At 44.5% G+C, this 22,977-nt stretch carries 20 protein-coding genes and 1 other annotated feature; of the genes, 13 read left to right on the top strand and 7 right to left on the bottom strand.

Annotation, left to right across the window (positions count from 1 at the left end; translation table 11 throughout):
* The first annotated feature begins 69 nt into the window (after nucleotides 1-69).
* A complete protein-coding gene (bceA, locus tag KXZ66_RS15575; RefSeq protein ID WP_003229137.1) occupies nucleotides 70-831 on the top strand; it encodes a bacitracin ABC transporter ATP-binding protein BceA in 762 nt (253 codons plus the stop codon).
* Nucleotides 821-2,761 carry a bacitracin ABC transporter permease BceB gene (bceB, locus tag KXZ66_RS15570; RefSeq protein ID WP_128747204.1) on the top strand — a complete coding sequence of 647 codons (1,941 nt, stop codon included), beginning with the start codon at nucleotides 821-823 and terminating at the stop codon, nucleotides 2,759-2,761. Before bceA ends, bceB begins: the two co-directional genes overlap by 11 nt.
* 36 nt (nucleotides 2,762-2,797) lie before the next feature.
* On the opposite strand, the gene KXZ66_RS15565 is transcribed toward bceB, so the two are convergent.
* Complete coding sequence (locus KXZ66_RS15565) at nucleotides 2,798-3,544, bottom strand: LMBR1 domain-containing protein (RefSeq protein ID WP_014477720.1); 747 nt, start codon at nucleotides 3,542-3,544, stop codon at nucleotides 2,798-2,800.
* 188 nt (nucleotides 3,545-3,732) lie between these two features.
* On the opposite strand from KXZ66_RS15565, the gene KXZ66_RS15560 reads away from it, so the two are divergent.
* Nucleotides 3,733-4,926: an MDR family MFS transporter gene (locus KXZ66_RS15560; RefSeq protein WP_041851117.1), complete on the top strand. Its 1,194-nt coding sequence runs from the start codon at nucleotides 3,733-3,735 to the stop codon at nucleotides 4,924-4,926.
* A gap of 236 nt (nucleotides 4,927-5,162) precedes the next feature.
* On the opposite strand, the gene KXZ66_RS15555 is transcribed toward KXZ66_RS15560, so the two are convergent.
* The gene (locus KXZ66_RS15555) at nucleotides 5,163-5,948 is read right to left on the bottom strand and encodes a YtvA family blue-light photoreceptor (RefSeq protein ID WP_049140998.1); all 786 of its coding nucleotides are present in this window, start codon (nucleotides 5,946-5,948) and stop codon (nucleotides 5,163-5,165) included.
* 404 nt (nucleotides 5,949-6,352) lie between these two features.
* On the opposite strand from KXZ66_RS15555, the gene KXZ66_RS15550 reads away from it, so the two are divergent.
* The 3 genes from KXZ66_RS15550 to KXZ66_RS15540 all read left to right on the top strand — a co-directional run bounded on the left by KXZ66_RS15550 (nucleotide 6,353) and on the right by KXZ66_RS15540 (nucleotide 9,955).
* A complete protein-coding gene (locus KXZ66_RS15550) occupies nucleotides 6,353-6,688 on the top strand; it encodes a DUF4257 domain-containing protein (protein ID WP_219144980.1) in 336 nt (111 codons plus the stop codon).
* Nucleotides 6,689-6,790: 102 nt separating this feature from the next.
* Nucleotides 6,791-7,005, top strand: a binding site (T-box leader).
* A gap of 108 nt (nucleotides 7,006-7,113) precedes the next feature.
* Complete coding sequence (gene leuS, locus KXZ66_RS15545) at nucleotides 7,114-9,528, top strand: leucine--tRNA ligase (protein WP_219144609.1); 2,415 nt, start codon at nucleotides 7,114-7,116, stop codon at nucleotides 9,526-9,528.
* 115 nt (nucleotides 9,529-9,643) lie between these two features.
* Entirely contained in the window at nucleotides 9,644-9,955 is a 312-nt protein-coding gene (locus KXZ66_RS15540) for a rhodanese-like domain-containing protein (protein WP_041851115.1), read from the top strand.
* A 21-nt stretch (nucleotides 9,956-9,976) separates the two neighbouring features.
* On the opposite strand, the gene melA is transcribed toward KXZ66_RS15540, so the two are convergent.
* Genes melA through KXZ66_RS15515 form a run of 5 tightly spaced genes read right to left on the bottom strand, consistent with a single transcriptional unit; the run spans nucleotide 9,977 to nucleotide 15,374 of the window.
* Nucleotides 9,977-11,275 carry an alpha-galactosidase MelA gene (melA, locus tag KXZ66_RS15535; RefSeq protein ID WP_003246000.1) on the bottom strand — a complete coding sequence of 433 codons (1,299 nt, stop codon included), beginning with the start codon at nucleotides 11,273-11,275 and terminating at the stop codon, nucleotides 9,977-9,979.
* A 19-nt stretch (nucleotides 11,276-11,294) separates the two neighbouring features.
* Entirely contained in the window at nucleotides 11,295-12,125 is an 831-nt protein-coding gene (locus KXZ66_RS15530) for a carbohydrate ABC transporter permease (RefSeq protein ID WP_014480612.1), read from the bottom strand.
* Nucleotides 12,122-13,033 (bottom strand): carbohydrate ABC transporter permease, encoded by a 912-nt coding sequence (locus KXZ66_RS15525; RefSeq protein WP_015251409.1) that lies wholly within the window; start codon nucleotides 13,031-13,033, stop codon nucleotides 12,122-12,124. The genes KXZ66_RS15530 and KXZ66_RS15525 overlap by 4 nt, the downstream gene beginning before the upstream one ends.
* Complete coding sequence (locus tag KXZ66_RS15520) at nucleotides 13,026-14,306, bottom strand: ABC transporter substrate-binding protein (RefSeq protein ID WP_041851114.1); 1,281 nt, start codon at nucleotides 14,304-14,306, stop codon at nucleotides 13,026-13,028. Before KXZ66_RS15520 ends, KXZ66_RS15525 begins: the two co-directional genes overlap by 8 nt.
* Before the next feature lie 33 nt (nucleotides 14,307-14,339).
* The gene (locus KXZ66_RS15515) at nucleotides 14,340-15,374 is read right to left on the bottom strand and encodes a LacI family DNA-binding transcriptional regulator (protein ID WP_041851113.1); all 1,035 of its coding nucleotides are present in this window, start codon (nucleotides 15,372-15,374) and stop codon (nucleotides 14,340-14,342) included.
* A 217-nt stretch (nucleotides 15,375-15,591) separates the two neighbouring features.
* Here KXZ66_RS15515 and KXZ66_RS15510 point away from each other — a divergent pair, with 217 nt between their 5' ends.
* From KXZ66_RS15510 to bioI, 7 genes are all read left to right on the top strand, one after another.
* A complete protein-coding gene (locus tag KXZ66_RS15510; RefSeq protein ID WP_041851112.1) occupies nucleotides 15,592-16,491 on the top strand; it encodes a dienelactone hydrolase family protein in 900 nt (299 codons plus the stop codon).
* 208 nt (nucleotides 16,492-16,699) lie between these two features.
* Nucleotides 16,700-17,476 carry a 6-carboxyhexanoate--CoA ligase gene (gene bioW, locus KXZ66_RS15505; protein WP_041851143.1) on the top strand — a complete coding sequence of 259 codons (777 nt, stop codon included), beginning with the start codon at nucleotides 16,700-16,702 and terminating at the stop codon, nucleotides 17,474-17,476.
* Complete coding sequence (gene bioA, locus KXZ66_RS15500) at nucleotides 17,466-18,812, top strand: adenosylmethionine--8-amino-7-oxononanoate transaminase (protein WP_021480339.1); 1,347 nt, start codon at nucleotides 17,466-17,468, stop codon at nucleotides 18,810-18,812. Before bioW ends, bioA begins: the two co-directional genes overlap by 11 nt.
* Complete coding sequence (gene bioF / locus KXZ66_RS15495) at nucleotides 18,802-19,971, top strand: 8-amino-7-oxononanoate synthase (protein ID WP_041851111.1); 1,170 nt, start codon at nucleotides 18,802-18,804, stop codon at nucleotides 19,969-19,971. Before bioA ends, bioF begins: the two co-directional genes overlap by 11 nt.
* The gene (gene bioD, locus KXZ66_RS15490) at nucleotides 19,968-20,663 is read left to right on the top strand and encodes a dethiobiotin synthase (protein WP_041851110.1); all 696 of its coding nucleotides are present in this window, start codon (nucleotides 19,968-19,970) and stop codon (nucleotides 20,661-20,663) included. The genes bioF and bioD overlap by 4 nt, the downstream gene beginning before the upstream one ends.
* A gap of 2 nt (nucleotides 20,664-20,665) precedes the next feature.
* Entirely contained in the window at nucleotides 20,666-21,673 is a 1,008-nt protein-coding gene (gene bioB, locus KXZ66_RS15485; protein ID WP_004398967.1) for a biotin synthase BioB, read from the top strand.
* 68 nt (nucleotides 21,674-21,741) lie between these two features.
* Entirely contained in the window at nucleotides 21,742-22,929 is a 1,188-nt protein-coding gene (gene bioI, locus KXZ66_RS15480; protein ID WP_041851142.1) for a biotin biosynthesis cytochrome P450, read from the top strand.
* Nucleotides 22,930-22,977: the final 48 nt, after the last annotated feature.

The raw sequence follows: 22,977 nt of genomic DNA, 5'->3' as shown, positions 1-22,977 counted from the left end.
CCGTATCGAAGGAAAAGCCCGGCATTCCTTTTTATAATGAGATTATCCAATATAAAGGAGACTGCGTAAATGGTGATTTTAGAAGCGAATAAAATTCGAAAAAGTTATGGAAACAAGCTGAATAAACAGGAAGTGCTGAAGGGCATCGATATTCACATTGAAAAGGGCGAATTCGTCAGTATTATGGGTGCTTCCGGGTCGGGAAAAACCACTTTGCTCAACGTTCTGTCCTCAATCGATCAGGTCAGTCACGGAACCATTCATATTAATGGAAATGACATGACGGCTATGAAGGAAAAGCAGCTGGCTGAATTTAGAAAACAGCATTTAGGCTTTATCTTTCAGGATTACAATTTGTTAGACACATTGACAGTGAAAGAGAATATCCTTCTGCCTTTATCGATCACGAAACTATCAAAAAAGGAAGCCAATCGCAAGTTTGAGGAAGTTGCAAAGGAACTGGGAATATATGAATTGCGGGATAAGTACCCGAATGAAATTTCCGGCGGCCAGAAGCAGAGAACATCCGCCGGAAGAGCGTTTATTCATGACCCGAGCATTATTTTCGCTGATGAACCGACCGGCGCGCTTGATTCGAAATCGGCCTCTGATCTATTAAATAAGCTGAGCCAGCTCAATCAAAAACGAAACGCCACGATTATTATGGTTACCCATGATCCCGTCGCTGCCAGCTACTGCGGCAGAGTCATTTTTATTAAGGACGGGCAAATGTATACACAGCTGAATAAAGGGGGCCAGGACAGGCAGACGTTTTTCCAGGATATTATGAAAACGCAAGGCGTGTTAGGCGGGGTGCAGCATGAACATTAATCAGCTCATCCTGCGAAATTTGAAAAAGAATCTTCGTAATTACTATCTGTATGTGTTTGCGCTCATCTTTAGCGTGGCGCTTTATTTCGCCTTTGTCACGCTGCAGTATGATCCAGCAATTAACGAAGTGAAGGGTTCAATCAAGGGAGCCGCGGCTATTAAAACCGCTTCGATTTTGCTTGTGGCTGTAGTGGCGATCTTCATTTTATATGCCAATACGATTTTTATTAAGAGACGGAGCAAAGAAATCGGGCTGTTTCAATTAATTGGAATGACGAAGCATAAAATTTTTCGCATCTTAAGCGCAGAAAATGTCATGCTGTATTTCGGTTCATTAGCGATCGGGGTCGCGGCCGGGTTTTCGATATCGAAGCTTGTCTTGATGATTCTGTTCAAAATTGTCGATGTCAAAGCGGATGCGAAACTGCATTTTTCTGAGCAGGCCTTGGTCCAAACGGTCATTGTGTTCTGCGGCATTTACCTTTTGATCATGATCATGAATTATACGTTTATCAAAAAACAGAGTATTTTATCTTTGTTTAAAGTAACGTCCTCCACTGAAGACAAAGTAAAGAAAATATCATTTTTCCAAATGATAATCGGCGCTTTAGGCATCGTGTTGATTTTGACAGGATACTATGTGTCTTCTGAGCTGTTTGGCGGAAAATTTAAGACCATTAATGAACTGTTTGTTGCGATGAGCTTCATTCTGGGGAGCGTCATTATCGGGACGTTTTTGTTTTATAAAGGATCAGTTACGTTTATCTCGAATATCATTCGAAAAAGCAAGGGCGGCTACTTAAATATTTCTGAGGTCCTGTCACTGTCATCAATCATGTTCAGAATGAAATCGAATGCTCTGCTGCTGACGATTATTACAACCGTTTCAGCACTTGCGATCGGACTGTTATCTCTTGCATATATCTCGTATTACTCGTCAGAAAAGACCGCTGAACAAAATGTAGCGGCTGATTTTTCATTCATGAATGAGAAAGATGCCAAGTTATTTGAAAACAGATTGAGGGAAAGCAACATCTCGTTTGTAAAAAAGGCAACACCTGTCCTGCAAGCAAATGTTGACATTGCAAATATCATGGATGGAACTCCGAAAGAGATGCAGGGCGATCCCAGCAATATGCAGCTTGCTGTTGTTAGCGACAAAGATGTAAAAGGAGCCGATGTGGCGGCTGGAGAAGCCGTTTTCTCAGGATACACCGACTTGCTGCAAAAAATAATGGTTTTCAAGGACTCTGGTGTTATTAAAATAAAAAGCAAACATGAGACGCAGCCATTAAAATATAAAGGATTAAGAGAAGAGTTTCTTGTATCCTACACGTTTACAAGCGGGGGCATGCCCGCTGTCATTGTGGATGACAGCCTGTTTCAACAGCTGAACAAGGATAAGGACCCCCAAATTCAGCTGGCGCAATCTACCTTTATCGGCGTTAATGTGAAACATGACGATCAAATGGAAAAAGCAAATGAGCTTTTTCAACAGGTGAACAAGAAAAACGAGCATTTATCAAGACTGGATACAAGCGCTGCGCAAAAATCACTGTTTGGTATGGTGATGTTCATCGTCGGCTTCTTAGGGTTAACGTTCCTGATTACATCAGGTTGTATCCTTTATTTTAAACAAATGGGTGAAAGTGAAGATGAAAAACCGAGCTATACGATTTTAAGAAAACTCGGTTTTACGCAGGGCGACCTAATAAAGGGAATACGCATCAAACAAATGTACAACTTCGGCATTCCGCTCGTTGTCGGCCTCTTCCACAGTTACTTTGCCGTCCAATCCGGCTGGTTCTTATTCGGATCAGAGGTATGGGCGCCTATGATTATGGTGATGGTGTTATATACTGCGCTCTACTCCATTTTTGGTTTTCTGTCAGTTCTTTATTATAAGAAGGTCATTAAATCGTCGTTGTGAAACAGAAAAAGCTCCAGACATTCTGGAGCTTTTTGTTTATCGTTTTGGCGCCCTATAACCGGCGGCTTCAGCTTCTTCAACTGAGCAAAACATTTCAGCCGGATCGGTTGTCCGGTCATAGTATGTACTGCCTGGCGTGTGGTAGATGCCGTTTTTGCTTCCTTTGATATTACAGCCTTCTGCTTTGTCAGCTGTTTTGGTTTCATCACTTTTACTCGTATTGTTTGAAGAACTTCCAGTGTCTTCATGAGAACTGGCGGTTTGGCTTTCCGTCTCTTTTAATTGATTTTCAAGCTTTGTTTTATCTTGTCGGAGTGTTTCATTTTCAGCCTTTGCCGTTTTTGCATCTTCTTTGAGCTGCTTTTGATTTTCTTGAAGCTCTTTAATCTCAGCTTTTAATGATTTCTGAGTCTTTTTTAGATCGCTATTTTCGTTTTTAAGCTTCTCAAGCTTGTCTTGATCTTCTTTGTTGTCTTTTAATTTCTTTGCTTCAGAGCTGACAGATTTATATTCTTTCTCAAGTTCTTCATGCTCTTTTGTGAGGTTTTTGTATTCGGCGTTTAGCGCTGAATATTTTTTCTCGGCATTTGCTGCGGAAGTGTCAGGTTCTGCCAATGCTGCCCCGGTAAAGAGCAGCACAAGGCCTCCAATGAAAAGCGGCCAAAAAAGTCTCTTGGAGAAACGTTTTTCCTTTTTCAGTACATATCTGACAAAGTGATATAATCCATAGCCCAGTGCAATGAGACATGCCAGAAAACCTAAGAATGCTAATACCATTTCCATAATATGACCCCTTTTTCTATTTATTTTACATTTTTCAAACAATATTTGTTAGATTTTTTCACGTTCATCAGTTGAAAAATGTGAGAGAGACAGATAGAATTAATGTGCTATGATAACTGGATTCGTACGGAGCCGTCTTAGGTTTCGTTTTTTTCATGAGCTTTTTTAAGTAAGAAAGGGGGATGAGTATGCCGCGTGCTCTTAAGATTTTAGTCATTGGAATGTTTATCAATGTGACGGGTGCTTCTTTTTTATGGCCGCTGAATACGATTTATATCCATAATCATTTAGGAAAGTCGTTAACAGTAGCCGGACTTGTCCTGATGCTGAATTCCGGCGCCAGTGTGGCTGGCAATTTATGCGGAGGTTTTTTGTTTGATAAAATCGGCGGTTTTAAATCGATTATGCTTGGGATAGCCATTACGTTAGCAAGCCTGATGGGCCTTGTCTTTTTTCATGATTGGCCGGCCTATATTGTGCTGCTGACGATTGTGGGCTTTGGCTCCGGTGTTGTTTTTCCGGCCAGCTACGCAATGGCGGGATCGGTATGGCCTGAAGGGGGAAGGAAGGCATTTAATGCGATATATGTCGCGCAAAACGCGGGTGTGGCCGTCGGTTCAGCACTTGGCGGTGTCGTGGCATCTTTCTCGTTTTCATATGTATTTTTGGCAAATGCCGTATTGTATCTGATCTTTTTCTTTGTTGTATATTTCGGATTTCGAAATATTCAGACGGGCGATGCATCCCAAACATCCGTGCTTGATTATGATGCTGTGAACAGCAAAGCAAAATTTGCCGCATTGATCATTTTAAGCGGAGGCTATGTACTCGGATGGCTGGCTTATTCTCAATGGTCCACCACAATTGCTTCGTACACACAAAGCATTGGAATATCTCTTTCCTTATACAGCGTGCTATGGACAGTTAACGGAATTCTAATTGTGCTCGGCCAGCCGCTCGTCAGTTTTGTGGTGAAAAAATGGGCCGAGTCGCTAAAAGCGCAAATGGTCATCGGCTTTATCATTTTTATTGTGTCTTTCAGCATGCTGCTGACTGCAAAGCAATTTCCGATGTTTCTCGCTGCGATGGTGATCCTGACGATCGGAGAAATGCTTGTTTGGCCTGCTGTGCCGACAATTGCCAATCAGCTCGCCCCTAAAGGGAAAGAAGGCTTTTATCAAGGCTTTGTCAACAGTGCGGCGACAGGCGGCAGAATGATTGGTCCCCTGTTCGGAGGAGTGCTTGTCGATCATTACGGCATTAAGGCCCTTGTTTTATCTCTGTTGGTATTGCTGCTGATCAGTATTGCCACAACGCTTCTATATGACAAACGGATAAAATCAGCTAAAGAAACAAATAAGCAGGCATCAATCTCTTCATAATAAAAGATCCCGCCGAATGAGCGGGATCTTTCAGCGTGTCGACAAACCCTCGCATTCGTTGTCAGGCCTGCGCTTCGGTGCTCACGAATTAGAACATTCGCTCCGCTCCTATGCTCGTCCTTCCTAGACTTCAAGGGTTTTCAATCACGCTGAAAAGATGACAAAATCCTAAAATGAAAACCATTTTAGGATTTTGTCAACAATCTGAAAGATCCCGCCGGATGAGCGGGATCTTTTTACATAATCGGAAGCACTTTAACGGCATCCTTTACATTTGAAAATGTTTTCAGCGACGAAAAATTGGCATCCAATTTATTCATTTTCATGGCCAATTCAGGCTTAATGCCGGTAATGATTAACTCAGTTCCAGTCAATTTCAGCAAATGGCTCAGCTTGAAAATTTGGTCGGCCGTTTGTTCGTTCACTTGGGCCAATCCGGATAAATCAATGATCAAATAATCATCTTTGGATGTTGATAAGATATTCGTCAATGTGCAAACAATGGAATTAAATCGCTCCTCTGTCAGGTTTCCGACTAGCGGAAGAGCTGAAATGCCATTGCGAATCGGGACTATAGGAGTTGAAAGTGCAGTAATTTCCGTGAGGGAATCCTCGAGAAGCTTTTCATACTCTTTTTGCTTGGTGATGTCTTTCTGAATTCCGACAAAATACGTTTTATCCTCTATTTCCATTGGATCAATATTTAATTCATTCCAGAACATCGTTCCGTCTTTTTTGTAGTTTTGGATCTGAACGGTGACCGGTTCTTTATTTTGTAAAGCGGTTCTGATGTTGTCCACTTCTGCAGGACCTGTGTGTTTCCCCTGTAAGAAGCGGCAGTTCTTTCCTAAAATTTCCTCGGTTTCGTAGCCGGTCATTTGAACAAAGCCTTGATTTACGTAGACAATAGGATTATCTTCAAGTGCGGGATCTGTAATTACCACACCGACTCGCACGTGATCAAGCGCTTTTTTGATGACTTCCAGCTGTCCTGGTATCCCAAATGATTGAAAACTAGCCATATAAATCCCCCTTAGGCCGTCAGCTTGCTATGCGAAAGCCTGATATTCCCCTTTTTTAAAATGAATTCTACAGTAACCGTAGCACAACACATGTTCTGATTCAAGCAAGTGCAGTTTGTTGTTTGTCATTAGGGCTTGTCCTCGTATACACTAAAAATAAGAACAGAATATGAACATATGAACGGAAAGGTTTTCTACATGCTAAATAGGTGACTAGGTAAATGTCACTGGGTGAAAAATGAATCCAATGCATCAAGCTTACCGATCATGTGTTCACATATAATGGAAGAAACAAGCTTTTTACAGATTTGCCGGTATGTAGATATCGAAAATCATCGGAATCGTTTAAGGGGGCTGGATGGCCTGAAGTCGCTTTACGAAATAAGGGCTTTAGGAAGGTGATGATGAAGATGCTGCATCAGGTACTTATTGCTTGTGTAATTGGAGGAATCATGGGGATTCTCGGTCATGTGAAAAAGAGAGGCAGACTGGAGAAGCCCAGAATGACGAAGCGGTTTATCTACCTTGGATTTTTGGAAGATTGGTTTATCGGAATGACAGCTTCCATTTTACTTGTATTATCCGCTGACCCCGATTCAGGAATTCAACTTGTCATCTTATCCATTATCTCAGGCTACGGCGGTGAAGCTGTTCTCAGAAGTTTTGACTTTGTGAGAGAACTGAACAGCGGCGGCGAACCGGCCGAGTCCAAACGTCAAACCAAAACTCCACTCGAATAATTGTCCTCAATCTTCGCCCGTTCAGGGTACATTCCCATTGTATACAAACCTGCTTGCACTTATGAACAGAATTCTATAAAATACAGTTAGATTACGGTTGCGATAAGAACAATGAAGAGGAGCAGTAAGAAACAGATATTGTTGCAGAGAGTTGACGGCTGGTGAAAGTCAATCAAGTTTGTTTCCGAACTCACCTCAGAGTTGCAGCGGTGAAAAGCCGCTGACGCATAACTGCGTTAAAAGTATCAAGTGAGTGCGGCGTATGCCGCGCTAACGAGGGTGGTACCGCGGGAAAACGAAAGTCTCTCGTCCCTTTTTGGGATGAGGGAGTTTTTTTAGTTTGGGAATATTCTGAATATAATCCTCTCCTTCCCGTCAATACTTGAACCATACACGCCGTATTCAATCAGAAGGAGGTTTTTACTTTGAGTTTTCAGCACAAAGAGATAGAAAAGAAATGGCAAACATATTGGCTTGAAAACAAAACATTTGCCACTCTTGATAATAATGAAAAACAAAAATTTTACGCGCTGGACATGTTTCCTTATCCGTCTGGAGCTGGGTTGCACGTCGGCCATCCTGAAGGATACACAGCTACGGATATTCTGTCCCGCATGAAGCGCATGCAGGGCTATGATGTCCTTCATCCAATGGGCTGGGACGCATTCGGCCTGCCAGCTGAACAATACGCCCTTGACACAGGGAACGACCCTGCTGTGTTTACGAAGCAGAATATTGATAACTTCCGCCGCCAAATTCAAGCGCTTGGCTTCTCATATGACTGGGATCGCGAAATCAATACGACTGACCCTGAATACTATAAATGGACGCAATGGATTTTCTTAAAGCTATACGAAAAAGGCCTTGCTTACGTTGACGAAGTGCCTGTAAACTGGTGCCCTGCGCTCGGTACGGTTCTTGCCAACGAAGAAGTTATTGACGGCAAGAGCGAACGCGGCGGCCATCCGGTAGAGAGACGCCCAATGAAGCAGTGGATGCTGAAAATCACCGCTTATGCGGACAGGCTCCTTGAGGATTTGGAAGAGCTTGATTGGCCGGAAAGCATTAAAGATATGCAGCGCAACTGGATCGGCCGTTCGGAAGGCGCTCACGTTCATTTTGCAATAGATGGACATGATGATTCCTTTACGGTGTTTACAACAAGACCAGATACGCTGTTTGGCGCTACATACACTGTCCTTGCCCCGGAACACGCATTGGTGGAAAACATCACAACGGCTGAGCAAAAAGAAGCTGTTGAAGCTTATATCAAAGAAATTCAATCAAAGAGTGACCTTGAACGCACAGATCTTGCGAAAACAAAGACAGGCGTATTCACAGGAGCGTATGCGATCAATCCTGTAAACGGAGAAAAACTGCCGATTTGGATTGCGGATTATGTTCTTGCATCATACGGAACAGGTGCTGTCATGGCAGTTCCAGGCCACGACGAGCGTGATTTTGAATTCGCCAAAACATTTGGCCTTCCGGTGAAGGAAGTCGTAAAAGGCGGGAACGTTGAGGAAGCAGCTTATACTGGCGACGGCGAGCACGTGAACTCTGATTTCCTGAACGGCCTTCACAAACAGGAAGCGATTGAGAAAGTGATCGCTTGGCTGGAAGAAACGAAAAACGGTGAGAAGAAAGTGACGTACCGTCTTCGTGACTGGCTCTTCAGCCGCCAGCGTTATTGGGGCGAGCCGATTCCGGTCATTCATTGGGAAGACGGAACGTCAACAGCTGTCCCTGAAGAGGAGCTGCCGCTGATTTTGCCGAAAACGGATGAAATCAAACCGAGCGGAACGGGCGAATCACCGCTTGCGAACATTAAAGAGTGGGTGGAAGTCACAGACCCTGAGACAGGGAAAAAAGGAAGAAGAGAAACGAATACAATGCCGCAATGGGCGGGAAGCTGCTGGTATTTCTTGCGCTATATTGATCCGCACAATCCGGATCAGCTGGCATCACCAGAAAAATTGGAAAAATGGCTTCCGGTCGATATGTATATCGGCGGTGCAGAACATGCCGTGCTTCACCTTCTGTATGCGCGCTTCTGGCATAAGTTCCTTTATGATATCGGCGTAGTGCCGACGAAAGAACCGTTCCAAAAGCTGTACAACCAAGGAATGATTCTCGGCGAAAATAACGAAAAAATGAGTAAATCTAAAGGGAACGTTGTCAACCCTGACGAAATCGTGTCCTCTCACGGTGCTGATACGCTGAGATTGTACGAAATGTTCATGGGACCTCTTGATGCTTCAATCGCCTGGTCTGAATCAGGATTAGACGGTGCGCGTCGTTTCCTTGACCGTGTATGGCGCCTATTTGTTGAAGAAAACGGTGAGCTTAGTGGCAAAATCGTTGAAGGCGCTGGTGAAACATTGGAGCGCGTCTATCATGAAACGGTTATGAAAGTCACAGACCATTATGAAGGCCTTCGTTTCAACACAGGTATTTCCCAGCTGATGGTCTTTATTAATGAAGCTTATAAAGCAACAGAACTGCCGAAAGAATATATGGAAGGCTTCGTGAAGCTTCTTTCTCCTATCGCGCCACACTTAGCGGAAGAGCTTTGGGAGAAGCTTGGCCATTCCGGCACAATTGCCTACGAAGCTTGGCCTGTATATGATGAAACAAAACTTGTGGATGATGAAGTTGAAATCGTTATTCAGCTAAACGGAAAAGTAAAAGCTAAATTACAGGTTCCTGCCGATGCAACGAAAGAACAGCTGGAACAGCTTGCTCAAGCAGATGAAAAGGTCAAAGAGCAGCTTGAAGGCAAAACGATTCGGAAAATCATCGCGGTGCCTGGCAAGCTTGTCAATATTGTGGCAAACTAAGCCTAGAAAAAATCCCCTTTGCCAAAAGGGGATTTTTTTCATCAGTCTCAGAATAGCAATCGTTCAGCTGACTTTGATATACTGAACATGATCACTGTGAATAGGAGTGTTTTCTTTGGAAATAAAAGAAATCAGCACAGCCGCTTTGAAAGAAAAAATTGAGGCGGACGAAGAATTATATTTAATTGATGTCAGAGAAGATGAAGAGGTAGCGGAAGGCATGATCCCGCAAGCCGTTCATATTCGCATGGGGGATATTCCTGAAAAAATGGAAAGCCTTGATAAAGACAAAGAGTACGTATTTATCTGCCGCTCAGGAATGCGCAGCATGAACGTCTGCAAGTACCTGGATGAGCAAGGCTTTAAAACAGTCAATGTTGAAGGCGGCATGATGGCATGGGAAGGCGAAACAAAACCAAAAAACTAGGGGAGAGCGGTCCCCTAGTTTTTATTTGTATTCCGGAAGCCAATCGCCGTGTGCTGCAAATAAATCGTCACACATGGAGATGATGTCCTTCATGGAAAGCTCCGCACTTGTATGCGGATCAAGCATTGCAGCTTGGTAAACCGCTTCTTTTTTCCGTGTGACAGCCGCTTCGATTGTCATCAGCTGTGTATTAATATTCGTGCGGTTTAAGGCGGCAAGCTGCTCAGGCAGTTCTCCGGCGAAGCACGGTGTAATTTTTTTTCTGTCGGCGACGCATGTCACTTCCACAACCGCTTTTGAAGGAAGGTTGGTGATCAGCCCTGTATTCAAGACGTTTCCTCCGAAGGTGAATGGTTCGTTTGTTTCCATTGCTTCTATAATTCTTGAACCATATTCCTTTGAGCGTTCGTGCGTAAGGTTTTTATTGTTGACGATGTCATCCCGCATTTTCTCCCAATTTTCAATCTGCTTGACGCACCTTCTCGGATATTCGTCGAGCGGGATTTGCAGCTCGCTGATCAATTCAGGGTAATTCCGTTTAATAAAGTATGGGTGATACTCTGCGTTATGTTCGGACGATTCCGTGACATAATAGCCGAACTTATCCATTAATTCAAACCGCACCATATCATGATGCTTTGTTTTTTGTTTTTCTTTCGCTCTCCTTTTGATTTCTGGATATAAATCTGTGCCGTCTTTTTTGACTTCCAAAAGCCAAGCCATATGATTGATTCCTGCGATGCGTTCCTCAATTCCGTCATGCTCCATTCCGAGAGCTTTAAATAAATCCTTCGTGCACACTTGAACACTGTGGCAGAGCCCGATTGTTTTGATATTGGTATAGCGGAGCATGGCGCCTGTAAGAGTGGCCATTGGATTTGTATAGTTTAAGAACCATGCGTCAGGGCACATTTCCTCCATATCTTTTGCGATATCAAATAAGACCGGGATTGTTCTGAGAGATCTGAATATCCCGCCGATGCCGACTGTATCGGCGATCGTCTGGCGCAGCCCATACCGTTTAGGAATCTCGAAATCGATGACTGTGCTCGGTTTGTATCCTCCAACCTGAATCGCATTGATGACATAGCCTGCGTTTTGCAAGGCGAGTTTTCTGTCATCATAGCTGTTGATGGCCACACTTGGGTTATAACGGTCTCTTAGATTTTCGAGCATGAGCTGGGATTCCTGCAGGCGTTTGGGATCAATGTCGTAAAGAGCGAACTCAAATCCATTCAGTGCCTCTGTTAACAGGCAGTCTCCCAAAACATTTTTGGCGAAAATCGTGCTCCCTGCACCGATAAATGTAATCTTTTTCATATTGCTTCCTCCTTTAATGTTAACCCTTTACCGCTCCGGAAGACAGGCCGGCAATAAAGTATTTTTGCAGCGCCAAAAACAGAACAACCATCGGCAGCATTGCCATAAGTGCCGCTGCGGCAACTAAATGAAGGTTGTTTGCGTTTTCTCCGAAAAAACCTGCCATGGCTACTGTTAATGTCTGAACCTTTTGATCTTGTAAAAAGAAAATGGCAAATTGATAGTCGTTCCAAATAAAGACACAAGAAATAATACAGATGGTCGCAGTGATCGGCTTCAGCAGAGGAAACACAATCGTAAAAAAGATTTTCAGCATGCCTGCGCCGTCAATTCTTGCGGCTTCTTCAAGCTCTTTTGGAATGGTCGATCGGATAAAGCCTGAATATAAGAATACGGTTAAAGGCATGTAAGCCGCTGTATTGATGAAAATGGCGATTGCGTGTGTATTGACCATTCCGGCGTCCACGACCATTCGGTACAAAGGAACCATGGACGTTAACGGAGGGATGATCATAATGGAAATCAGCAAGGCAAAAACGGCTTTATTCAGTTTCGTTTCCCGCCGGGCAAGCGGGTAGGCGGCAAGTGAGCCGAATATAATTAATAACAAGGCAGAAAAACCTGTGATGATCATGGTGTTTATAAAAGAGTTTCCTAGCGAAGCGCGCTCCCACGCCTCTGAAAAATTATGAAAGGAGATGTCGGCTGGAAATATCCATTTCGAACTGTAGTCTCCTTTTGCTTTCAATGAAGTGGTCAGCAGGATATAAAAAGGAATAAAATGCGCACAGGCCACAATGGCTGCAAGAAGCGTAATGATCCGCATGCTTTTTGTACGGGCGGCTCTCATGACATTTCCGTCTCCTTTCTTTTAAAGTACGCAAGCGCGCAAAAGCTGATGATCAAAATGACAAATGCCATAAATATGCCTTGCGTTGCGGCATAGCCGGCATCCTGCCGTTTGAAATACAAATCATACATAAATGTGGACATGGATTGTGACGCATTTCCGGGGCCGCCAGCGGTGAGTGCAATGATGACGTCAAACAGCTTTAAGCCTCCGATAATGTTGATGACCATATTAATGGTAATGGAGGGCATTAACAGCGGCAGCGTGATGGTAAAAAACTGCTGGCCTTGTTTCGCGCCATCCATTTGCGCCGCTTCATAGTAGTCTTTCGGAATGCTTTGCAGACCGGCTAAGTAGACAACCATAGCGATCCCGACATATTGATAGGTGTTAATCATGACAATGATCCATGGATTGAGCGAGGGACTGGCGAGCGCATTAATAGGGCTGATGCCGAAGACCCCGAGCAAATCGTTGAGCGCGCCTCCGTCATAGGAGAAGAAAAAGTACCAAATGTAGCCCATAATGAGCGGGCTGATCATCACCGGCAAATACACAATTGTTCTTGTTACCGCTTTCGTTTTAATGCTTTGATTTAAGAGCAGAGCGTACAGAAGCCCGACCACATTTTGAAAAAAGGTGCTCCCAAGCCCGTAAAGCAGAGTGTTTTTTAAGATATGCCAAGTGTCAGGATCAGAAAACAGCCTTTCATATTGCGCGAATCCAACCCATTGGTAAACTTGTGAAAAGCCGTTCCAGTTTGTAAAGGTAATCAATGTGCCTTTCACAAACGGATAAATCATAAAGACCAGAACGGAGAGCAAAGCAGGAATGTACATCCACCAAAGTGAGGACTGCTTTTTTGGCTTAACCTGTTTCACATGAACGTCCCTTGCGATCTCACTCATTGTTTTCAGCTCCCTGTGTTTCCGATTGCTCCCTGAGTCGTTTATATTCTCTTCCCAGTTTCTGCGAAATTTCTTGAGGCGCCATAATGTCAGCCGCCAGCTCCTGCCCAACCGTGCCCAAGACATCCCACATTCCGTTTGGCAAGTATAAACGGTCGAAGTAAGGCTCGACTTTGACATCTTGATAATGCTCATAATCGTTTGCGTAGAAAATATTAGCTTTCACATTGGTCAGCCCTGAAGGAAGCGATGTGGCTTCAGCCATTTGTTTGGCATTGGCCGGGCGGGCCATAAATGCGATAAATTCTTTTGCCTCTTTTAATTGAGGCGAATCTTTCCATGCTGCAAGGGTGTAGCGTTCACCGCCGATCCATATCGGGTTATCACCGGGATGTATGGCGGGTGTCGGGATAATGCCGACCTTGACGTTCGGATTGATCTGGGCAACGTCTTGGCCGAGGGTGCCGCCTTGCATTGTAAAGGCGATTTTGTTTTGGGCCATTAATTCAATGAGCTGTGATTTTTTTGCCGTGACGGCGTCGATGTTAATCAATTTTTCTTTCTGCATTTGTTTGAGGATTTCTGATAAATAAGTGAATTTACTCCATTGAAAAGTGCCGTTGATGAGCTGTTTTTTTTCATTATGGGCAGGGTCTGTGATGAGAAGAGGTGTAGCGAATTGGTCGTAATATTGTGCAAATGAGCTTTTGTCATAGCCGGCAAACCAGAAGGGAACAATGCTTCCCTTGCTTTTTTCTTTAATCGTTCTCAGTGCTTTGATAAAGTCATCCATGGTTTCCGGCGGAGCAATGCCGTAACGGTCTAAAATATTGCGGTTATACGCCAGACCGTCTTTTGCCTGATTGATCGGATAGGCATACACCTTTCCGCTTTTATTTTTGAGGATGCTGTTTAAATTGGGATCAAGATCTTGAGTCCATTCCATATCCCGGAGATCCGCTGTATATTCACCGTACCTGATTTTCCCCCAGCCATGTGTATCGAATAGATCTGGCAAATCATTGGCCGCCATTCTGACACGCATCATATTTTCATAGTCATTGCCTGGGAAATGAAGGCTGACATGAATGTCACTGTGTTCCTTTTCGAATGCTGCCGCTAGTTTTCTGAACGTATCTCTTTCACTGTCGGTTGACATTGTAGAATAAATGGTTAACGTCTTTTTTGCGGTATCTGCTGAGCTTTTCTCTGCTGAACACCCGGGCAGAACAAGCAGAATAAGAGAGAGAAATAAAACAAAAGTGTGTTTCATCTTTTCCTCCTTATCATCGTGATGAATCTTTGCTTATGTCACCTCCTTTGCTGTACATCCACAGCTTTGTCTTACGATTAATGTTGTAGGCAGGGTGACATGGTGAGGAAGCGTTCGGCCATTGAGACGGTCAAGCAGCAGTTTTACGCCTGTCCGGCCCATTTCCTCTGTGTATACCTTCACCGTCGTTAAAGGCGTGCTGGCAAATTCAGCTTCCTCAATGCCGTTAAAGCTGACGATTGCGGTATCCCGCGGCACTTGCAGTCCGGCTTCCTGAAGCGCTTTTAATGCGCCGATCGCCATAGAATCGCTGGCAATAAAGAATGCTTCCGGCAGATGGCCTTGATCGATTGCTTTCTTCATCAGGCGATAGCCCTCACGCATGCTGTATTCTCCGATCAGCACATGCTCAGGCTGGGGGGCGGCTGACTCCAAAAAAGCGGTCAGGCGTTTATCTTCAATCGTTCTGCGAATGCTTTGGCCGTCCTTCAGCGTATGCTCTTTTTCTTGTCCGCCAATGTAGCCTAACCGTTTGTAGCCTAAGTCGAGAAGGTGATCAATCGCCTGGCGTGAAGCCGATTCAAAATCGATTCCAATCGAATCGTATGCTTGCGGATCTGGTGAATGATTGATAAATACGGCATGCTCCAGCCTCCCGCTGATATGCTTAACCGCTTCATCATGAACACGGCCGATGACAATGACACCATCCAATTCCCGAAAGATATGTTCCTGAAAGGAGCCGAGATGAATCGAATTTGTAATGAAAATTTCCTGTTCAAAGCATTCCTTTTCAATCCCTTTCCGAATGGAAGAAAAATAAGGGTCCTGCCTTTCCTGATCAGGGGACAGACAGCTCAACACACCGATCAGCGGCTGAGCCCGCTGTTTTTGCCCGCGGGATTTTCGGCGTTTGGCAACGGTTTGATAACCAAGCTCTTCAGCGATGTTGATGACTCTTTGTCTCGTTTCGCCCGCAACAGAAAGCGACTCATCTTCATTTAAAATTCTGGACACAGTTGCGCTGGAAACTTTAGCTTTCAAGGCGATATCTTTAATACGAACCATGGGTATCCCTCTCATCTATTTAGTAAAATATTAACTCATCTGTTTTTGATAAATTGATACTATCATATAAAAGTAAGCGGTTACAATAATTGTTTTCGGAATATTTCGTTATATTTACTAAATATTTAGTAAATGATGTGATTTATGTTGGAAAAATAAAGGGGAACCCAGATCTGTCTCGTAAATGTGAAGTAAGCGAAAAAGGAAGGGTGATGGGATGAGAGTCGAAAGAAGAAAGCAACTGTTTCGTTTGCTTGGTGATTTGCCTGATCGGAGGCCAATCAGTGTTGAGACATTACGTATTGAAGAAAGAGAAGAAAATATTGTTGAAACGCTCCTGCTCGATTTAAATGGACATGAAAAGGTGCCCGCTTATTTTGTGAAGCCGAAGAAAACAGAAGGACCGTGCCCAGCCGTATTGTTTCAGCATTCGCATGGGGGCCAGTATGATAGGGGAAAAAGTGAGCTGATTGAGGGAGCGGATTATTTGAAAACGCCTTCTTTTTCTGATGAGCTTACTTCACTCGGATACGGCGTTCTTGCGATTGATCATTGGGGATTTGGAGATCGGCGGGGAAAAGCGGAAAGCGAGATATTTAAAGAAATGCTTCTCACCGGAAAAGTGATGTGGGGGATGATGATTTATGACAGTTTAAGTGCGTTGGACTATATGCAGTCACGCTCTGATGTTCAGCCTGACAGGATCGGAACCATCGGCATGTCTATGGGAGGTTTGATGGCGTGGTGGACAGCGGCGCTCGATGACCGGATTAAGGTGTGTGTGGATTTGTGCAGCCAGGTGGATCATCACGTGCTGATCAAAACACAGAATCTTGATAGGCACGGCTTTTATTATTACGTCCCATCGCTTGCAAAGCATTTTTCCGCATCGGAGATCCAAGGCCTGATCGCGCCGCGCCCGCACCTTAGTCTTGTTGGTGTACACGATCGGTTAACGCCGGCCGAGGGCGTGGACAAAATCGAAAAAGAATTGACAGCTGTCTATGCTGGACAGGGAGCTTCTGATTGCTACCGAGTGGTCCGTTCTGCTTCGGGACATTTCGAAACAGCAGTTATGAGGCATGAAGCTGTCCGGTTTTTGCAAAAGTGGCTGTGACTGTAAAAAGAAATCGAAAAAGACCGTTTTGTGTGAAAACGGTCTTTTTGTTTCCTTTTAACCAACTGCCATAAATCGATCCTTTCTTCTATTGACAGAAACAGGAGAGAATAATATATTCTAATTGTTAACCTTTAAATATAATTGGTTAACAATTGAGGTGAGAAGCACTACACGTTCTTCAGTTTCAGTGAAAGGGCGAGAAATGATGCAAGAAGAAACTTTTTATAGTGTCAGAATGAGGGCTTCTATGAATGGATCTCATGAAGACGGCGGAAAGCATATATCCGGCGGAGAACGGCTTATTCCTTTCCATGAGATGAAGCATACAGTCAATGCTTTATTAGAAAAAGGGTTATCCCATTCAAGAGGAAAACCTGATTTTATGCAAATTCAATTTGAAGAGGTACATGAATCGATAAAAACCATTCAGCCATTGCTTGTGTATACGAATGAAGTGAGCTGCCCGGAAGAAGGACAAAAGCTTGCCCGATTGTTATTGGAAAAAGAAGGCGTTTCACGAGACGTGATTGAAAAAGCATATGAACAAATCCCTGAATGGTCAGATGTCAGGGGTGCGGTGTTGTTTGATATTCATACAGGCAAGCGAATGGATCAAACAAAAGAAAAAGGGGTGCGGGTCTCCAGAATGGATTGGCCGGACGCTAATTTTGAAAAATGGGCGCTTCACAGTCACGTGCCAGCTCATTCAAGAATAAAAGAGGCCCTTGCGCTCGCTTCAAAGGTAAGCTGGCACCCGGCAGCCGTTGCAGAATTATGCTGGTCGGACGATCCGGATTACATAACAGGCTATGTTGCGGGTAAGAAAATGGGCTATCAGCGTATTACAGCAATGAAAGAATACGGGACTGAAGAGGGCTGCCGAGTCTTTTTTATTGATGGATCCAATGATGTAAACACGTACATACATGATCTGGAGAAGCAGCCTATTTTAATCGAGTGGGAGGAAGACCATGACTCATGATTTGATAGAAAAAAGTAAAAAGCACCTCTGGCTGCCATTTACCCAAATGAAAGATTATGATGAAAACCCCTTAATCATCGAAAGCGGGACTGGAATCAAAGTCAAAGACATAAATGGCAAGGAATACTATGACGGTTTTTCATCAGTTTGGCTTAATGTCCACGGACACCGCAAAAAAGAACTAGATGACGCCATAAAAAAACAGCTCGGAAAAATTGCGCACTCCACGTTATTGGGCATGACCAATGTTCCAGCAACCCAGCTTGCCGAGACATTAATCGATATTAGCCCAAAAAAGCTCACGCGGGTCTTTTATTCAGACAGCGGCGCAGAAGCGATGGAAATAGCCCTAAAAATGGCGTTTCAGTATTGGAAGAACATCGGGAAGCCCGAGAAACAAAAATTCATCGCAATGAAAAACGGGTATCACGGTGATACGATTGGCGCCGTCAGTGTCGGTTCAATTGAGCTTTTTCACCACGTATACGGCCCGTTGATGTTCGAGAGTTACAAGGCTCCGATTCCTTATGTGTATCGCTCTGAAAGCGGTGATCCTGATGAGTGCCGTGATCAGTGCCTCCGAGAGCTTGAACAGCTGCTTAAGGAACATCACGAGGGAATTGCCGCGCTTTCCATTGAATCAATAGTACAAGGCGCGTCCGGTATGATCGTGATGCCGGAAGGATATTTGGCAGGGGTGCGCGAGCTATGTACAACATACGATGTCTTAATGATCGTTGATGAAGTCGCTACAGGCTTTGGCCGTACAGGAAAAATGTTTGCGTGCGAGCACGAGAATGTCCAGCCTGATCTGATGGCTGCCGGTAAAGGCATTACAGGAGGCTATTTGCCAATTGCCGTTACGTTTGCCACTGAAGACATCTATAAGGCATTTTATGATGATTATGAAAACCTAAAAACCTTTTTCCATGGCCATTCCTATACAGGCAATCAGCTTGGCTGTGCGGTTGCGCTTGAAAATCTGGCATTATTTGAATCTGAAAACATTGTGGAACAAGTAGCGGAAAAAAGTAAAAAGCTCCATTTTCTTCTTCAAGATCTGCACGCTCTTCCTCATGTTGGGGATATTCGGCAGCTTGGCTTTATGTGCGGTGCAGAGCTTGTCCGGTCAAAGGAAACCAAAGAACCTTACCCGGCTGATCGGCGGATTGGATACAAAGTTTCCTTAAAAATGAGAGAGTTAGGAATGCTGACAAGGCCGCTTGGGGACGTGATTGCATTTCTTCCTCCTCTTGCCAGCACAGCTGAAGAGCTCTCGGAAATGGTTGCCATTATGAAACAAGCGATCCACGAGGTTACGAGCCTTGAAGATTGATTCCTGGTTAAACGAGCGGTTAGACATAGTAAAGGAAGCCGGCGTACACCGTAACCTGCGGTCAATGAATGGGGCACCGGTTCCAGAGAGGAACATTGATAGCGAAAATCAAACGGTCTGGTCCTCAAACAATTATTTAGGGCTCGCAAGCGATAGACGTTTGATCGATGCAGCCCAAACAGCATTGCAGCAATTTGGGACAGGAAGCAGCGGTTCACGTTTAACGACAGGCAATTCGGTCTGGCATGAAAAGCTAGAAAAGAAGATTGCCAGCTTTAAGCGGACAGAAGCGGCCCTGCTGTTTTCGAGCGGTTACTTGGCCAATGTCGGTGTCCTTTCATCCTTGCCAGAAAAGGAAGATGTCATTTTAAGTGACCAGCTCAATCATGCAAGTATTATCGACGGCTGCCGACTTTGTAAGGCTGATACAGTTGTTTATCGGCATATTGATATGAATGATCTTGAAAACAAGCTGAATGAAACACAGCGTTATCAGCGCCGTTTTATCGTAACAGACGGGGTATTCAGCATGGATGGCACAATCGCCCCTCTTGATCAGATCATCTCACTTGCGCAACGCTATCATGCCTTCGTGGTCGTTGATGATGCCCATGCAACAGGAGTTTTGGGTGATTCGGGACGAGGAACGAGTGAATACTTTGGTGTTTGTCCTGACATTGTGATCGGCACCTTAAGCAAGGCTGTTGGCGCGGAAGGAGGTTTTGCGGCAGGATCAGCGGTCTTCATCGACTTTTTGCTGAACCATGCCAGAACATTTATCTTTCAAACCGCTATTCCGCCAGCCAGCTGTGCGGCTGCTCACGAGGCTTTCAACATCATTGAAGCCAGCAGGGAAAAACGACAGCTTTTATTTTCTTATATCAGCATGATCAGAACCAGTCTGAAGAATATGGGTTATGTCGTGAAAGGAGATCACACACCGATTATTCCCGTGGTCATTGGCGATGCCCATAAAACGGTCCTATTTGCTGAAAAACTGCAGGGCAAGGGAATTTTTGCTCCTGCCATTCGGCCGCCGACCGTTGCGCCAGGTGAAAGCCGGATTCGAATCACAATCACGTCGGATCACAGTACGGGTGATATTGATCATTTGCTGCAAACATTTCATTCAATCGGAAAGGAGCTGCACATCATTTGAGGGGTTTTTTTGTGACAGGAACAGATACAGAAGTGGGGAAAACGGTTATATCCAGCGGAATCGCCGCTTTATTGCGAGAACATAACAAAGATGTCGGGGTGTATAAACCATTTTTAAGCGGGATATCGCGTCATCATCCAGATAGTGATACTAGTCTGCTGAAAGACATGTCGCAGACCAGTCTCTCCCATGAAGACATTACGCCTTTTGCCTTCAAGGCGCCGCTTGCACCATACGTTGCAGGGAAACTTGAGGGAAAGACTGTCACCATGGAAGAGGTTTTAAGCCATTGGGGGCGGATTAGAGAAAAACATGAATGCTTCATCGTAGAAGGTGCGGGCGGTATTTCTGTGCCATTGGGAGAGGACTATTTGGTCAGTCATGTCATAAAAGCGTTGCAGCTTCCCATGATTATTGTGGCACGTCCTCACCTTGGAACCATTAATCATACCTTTTTAACTGTCAAATATGCAGAAAGCATGGGGCTTCCAATTGCCGGAATTATCATCAATGGAATCAGTGACTCTCCTGATGAAGATGAAAAAACCAATCCTGAGATGATTGAGCGCTTATGCGGTGTTCCGATTTTAGGGGTTACGCCAAAGCTTGCCAACGTGACGAAAGAAACGGTTCTACATATGGTAAAAGACCATATCAATCTATCATTACTGATGAATCAAGTGGGGGTATGAGAATGAATCAATGGATGGAACTTGCAGACCGGGTGCTGGCTGGAGCAGAAGTGACTGACGAAGAGGCGCTTTCAATATTACATTGTCCTGATGAAGATATTTTGCTATTAATGCATGGAGCTTTTCATATCAGAAAACACTTTTATGGAAAAAAAGTAAAGCTCAATATGATTATGAATGCGAAATCCGGGCTCTGCCCGGAAAACTGCGGCTATTGTTCACAGTCTGCGATTTCGAAAGCGCCGATTGAGTCTTATCGGATGGTGAATAAGGAAACGCTGCTTGAAGGCGCGAAGCGGGCGCACGATCTGAATATCGGCACATATTGTATCGTGGCAAGCGGCAGAGGGCCGTCTAACAGAGAAGTGGATCAGGTCGTAGATGCGGTTCAGGAAATTAAAGAGACGTATGGATTGAAGATTTGTGCGTGTCTCGGACTGTTGAAGCCAGAGCAGGCGAAGCGGCTCAAAGATGCCGGAGTAGACCGCTATAATCATAATTTGAATACGTCACAGAGGAACCATTCAAACATCACGACCTCACATACATACGATGACAGAGTCAATACGGTTGAAATCGCAAAAGAATCGGGGTTGTCTCCGTGTTCAGGCGCCATTATCGGGATGAAGGAGACGAAACAGGATGTCATTGACATCGCCAAAAGCTTGAAGGCTCTTGACGCGGATTCCATTCCGGTGAATTTTTTGCATGCAATTGATGGCACGCCGTTAGAAGGCGTCAACGAATTAAACCCGCTGTATTGTTTAAAAGTGCTGGCGCTGTTCCGTTTTATCAATCCATCAAAAGAAATTCGCATTTCCGGAGGAAGAGAGGTCAATCTCCGCACATTGCAGCCATTAGGGCTTTACGCCGCAAACTCCATTTTTGTCGGAGACTACTTAACAACTGCCGGGCAAGAGGAGACGGAGGATCATAAAATGCTGAGTGATTTAGGCTTTGAAGTTGAATCAGTCGAAGAAATGAAGGCTAGTTTAAGTGCGAAAAGCTGAAAGAATCAATAAAAGCAATCGGTATGATGTCGATTGTTTTTATTTTTGAACAGAAAGGAGAAAATCACGTGACAATTGCATCGTCAACTGCATCTTCTGAGTTTTTGAAAAACCCATATTCTTTTTACGACACATTGCGAGCTGTTCATCCTATCTATAAAGGGAGTTTCTTAAAATACCCGGGCTGGTATGTCACAGGATATGAAGAAACGGCTACTATTTTGAAAGATGCGAGATTCAAAGTCCGCACCCCGCTGCCTGAGAGCTCGACCAAATATCAGGACCTTTCACATGTGCAAAATCAAATGATGCTGTTTCAGAACCAGCCTGATCATAGACGATTGCGGACGCTTGCCAGCGGAGCGTTTACGCCGAGAGCGACAGAGAGTTATCAGCCGTATATCATTGAAACTGTCCATCATTTGCTTGATCAAGTGCAAGGTGAAAAAAAGATGGAGGTCATTTCGGACTTTGCTTTTCCTTTAGCAAGCTTTGTCATAGCTAACATTGTAGGTGTACCGGAGGAAGATAGGGAGCAATTAAAGGAGTGGGCTGCGAGTCTCATTCAAACGATTGATTTTACCCGGTCAAGAAAGGCATTAACAGAGGGCAATCATATGGCTGTGCAGGCTATGGCATATTTCAAAGAGCTGATTCAAAAGCGAAAACGCCACCCTCAACAGGATATGATCAGCATGCTCTTGAAGGGGAAAGAAAATGATAAGCTGACGGAAGAGGAGGCGGCATCTACGTGCATATTGCTGGCGATCGCCGGACATGAGACAACGGTTAATCTCATCAGCAATTCAGTCCTTTGTCTGCTGCAGCATCCAGAACAGCTTTTGAAACTGAGAGAAAATCCAGATCTTATTGGTACCGCAGTTGAGGAATGTTTACGCTATGAAAGCCCCACGCAAATGACAGCCAGAGTTGCGTCAGAGGATATTGACATCAGCGGGGTGACGATTCGTCAAGGAGAACAAGTCTATCTTTTGTTAGGAGCGGCTAATCGAGACCCAAGCATTTTCACGAACCCCGATGTCTTCGATATTACGAGAAGTCCTAATCAGCATCTTTCATTCGGTCATGGCCATCATGTTTGTTTAGGGTCCTCGCTGGCACGATTAGAAGCGCAAATTGCGATTAACACTCTTCTGCAGCGGATGCCCAGCCTTAAGCTCGCGGATTTTGAATGGCGGTATCGGCCGCTTTTTGGATTTCGGGCGCTTGAGGAGCTGCCGGTGACTTTTGAATAAGCCTAAGAATATGAGTGCCAAAAAAGTGTCAGCCCCGCCGAAAATGGG

This window comes from Bacillus sp. LJBS17, from assembly GCF_019334685.1.
GTDB lineage: Bacteria > Bacillota > Bacilli > Bacillales > Bacillaceae > Bacillus > Bacillus subtilis.
This window is presented reverse-complemented; position numbering and strand designations above follow the sequence as displayed.

Bases quoted from the DNA above. Each gene is read 5' to 3' on its own strand.
- bceA (WP_003229137.1), top strand. From the start codon at position 70: ATGGTGATTTTAGAAGCGAATAAAATTCGAAAAAGTTATGGAAACAAG.
- bceB (WP_128747204.1), top strand. From the start codon at position 821: ATGAACATTAATCAGCTCATCCTGCGAAATTTGAAAAAGAATCTTCGT.
- KXZ66_RS15565 (WP_014477720.1), bottom strand. From the start codon at position 3,544: ATGGAAATGGTATTAGCATTCTTAGGTTTTCTGGCATGTCTCATTGCA.
- KXZ66_RS15560 (WP_041851117.1), top strand. From the start codon at position 3,733: ATGCCGCGTGCTCTTAAGATTTTAGTCATTGGAATGTTTATCAATGTG.
- KXZ66_RS15555 (WP_049140998.1), bottom strand. From the start codon at position 5,948: ATGGCTAGTTTTCAATCATTTGGGATACCAGGACAGCTGGAAGTCATC.
- KXZ66_RS15550 (WP_219144980.1), top strand. From the start codon at position 6,353: ATGAAGATGCTGCATCAGGTACTTATTGCTTGTGTAATTGGAGGAATC.
- melA (WP_003246000.1), bottom strand. From the start codon at position 11,275: ATGAAAAAGATTACATTTATCGGTGCAGGGAGCACGATTTTCGCCAAA.
- KXZ66_RS15530 (WP_014480612.1), bottom strand. From the start codon at position 12,125: ATGAGAGCCGCCCGTACAAAAAGCATGCGGATCATTACGCTTCTTGCA.
- KXZ66_RS15525 (WP_015251409.1), bottom strand. From the start codon at position 13,033: ATGAGTGAGATCGCAAGGGACGTTCATGTGAAACAGGTTAAGCCAAAA.
- KXZ66_RS15520 (WP_041851114.1), bottom strand. From the start codon at position 14,306: ATGAAACACACTTTTGTTTTATTTCTCTCTCTTATTCTGCTTGTTCTG.
- KXZ66_RS15515 (WP_041851113.1), bottom strand. From the start codon at position 15,374: ATGGTTCGTATTAAAGATATCGCCTTGAAAGCTAAAGTTTCCAGCGCA.
- KXZ66_RS15510 (WP_041851112.1), top strand. From the start codon at position 15,592: ATGAGAGTCGAAAGAAGAAAGCAACTGTTTCGTTTGCTTGGTGATTTG.
- bioW (WP_041851143.1), top strand. From the start codon at position 16,700: ATGCAAGAAGAAACTTTTTATAGTGTCAGAATGAGGGCTTCTATGAAT.
- bioA (WP_021480339.1), top strand. From the start codon at position 17,466: ATGACTCATGATTTGATAGAAAAAAGTAAAAAGCACCTCTGGCTGCCA.
- bioB (WP_004398967.1), top strand. From the start codon at position 20,666: ATGAATCAATGGATGGAACTTGCAGACCGGGTGCTGGCTGGAGCAGAA.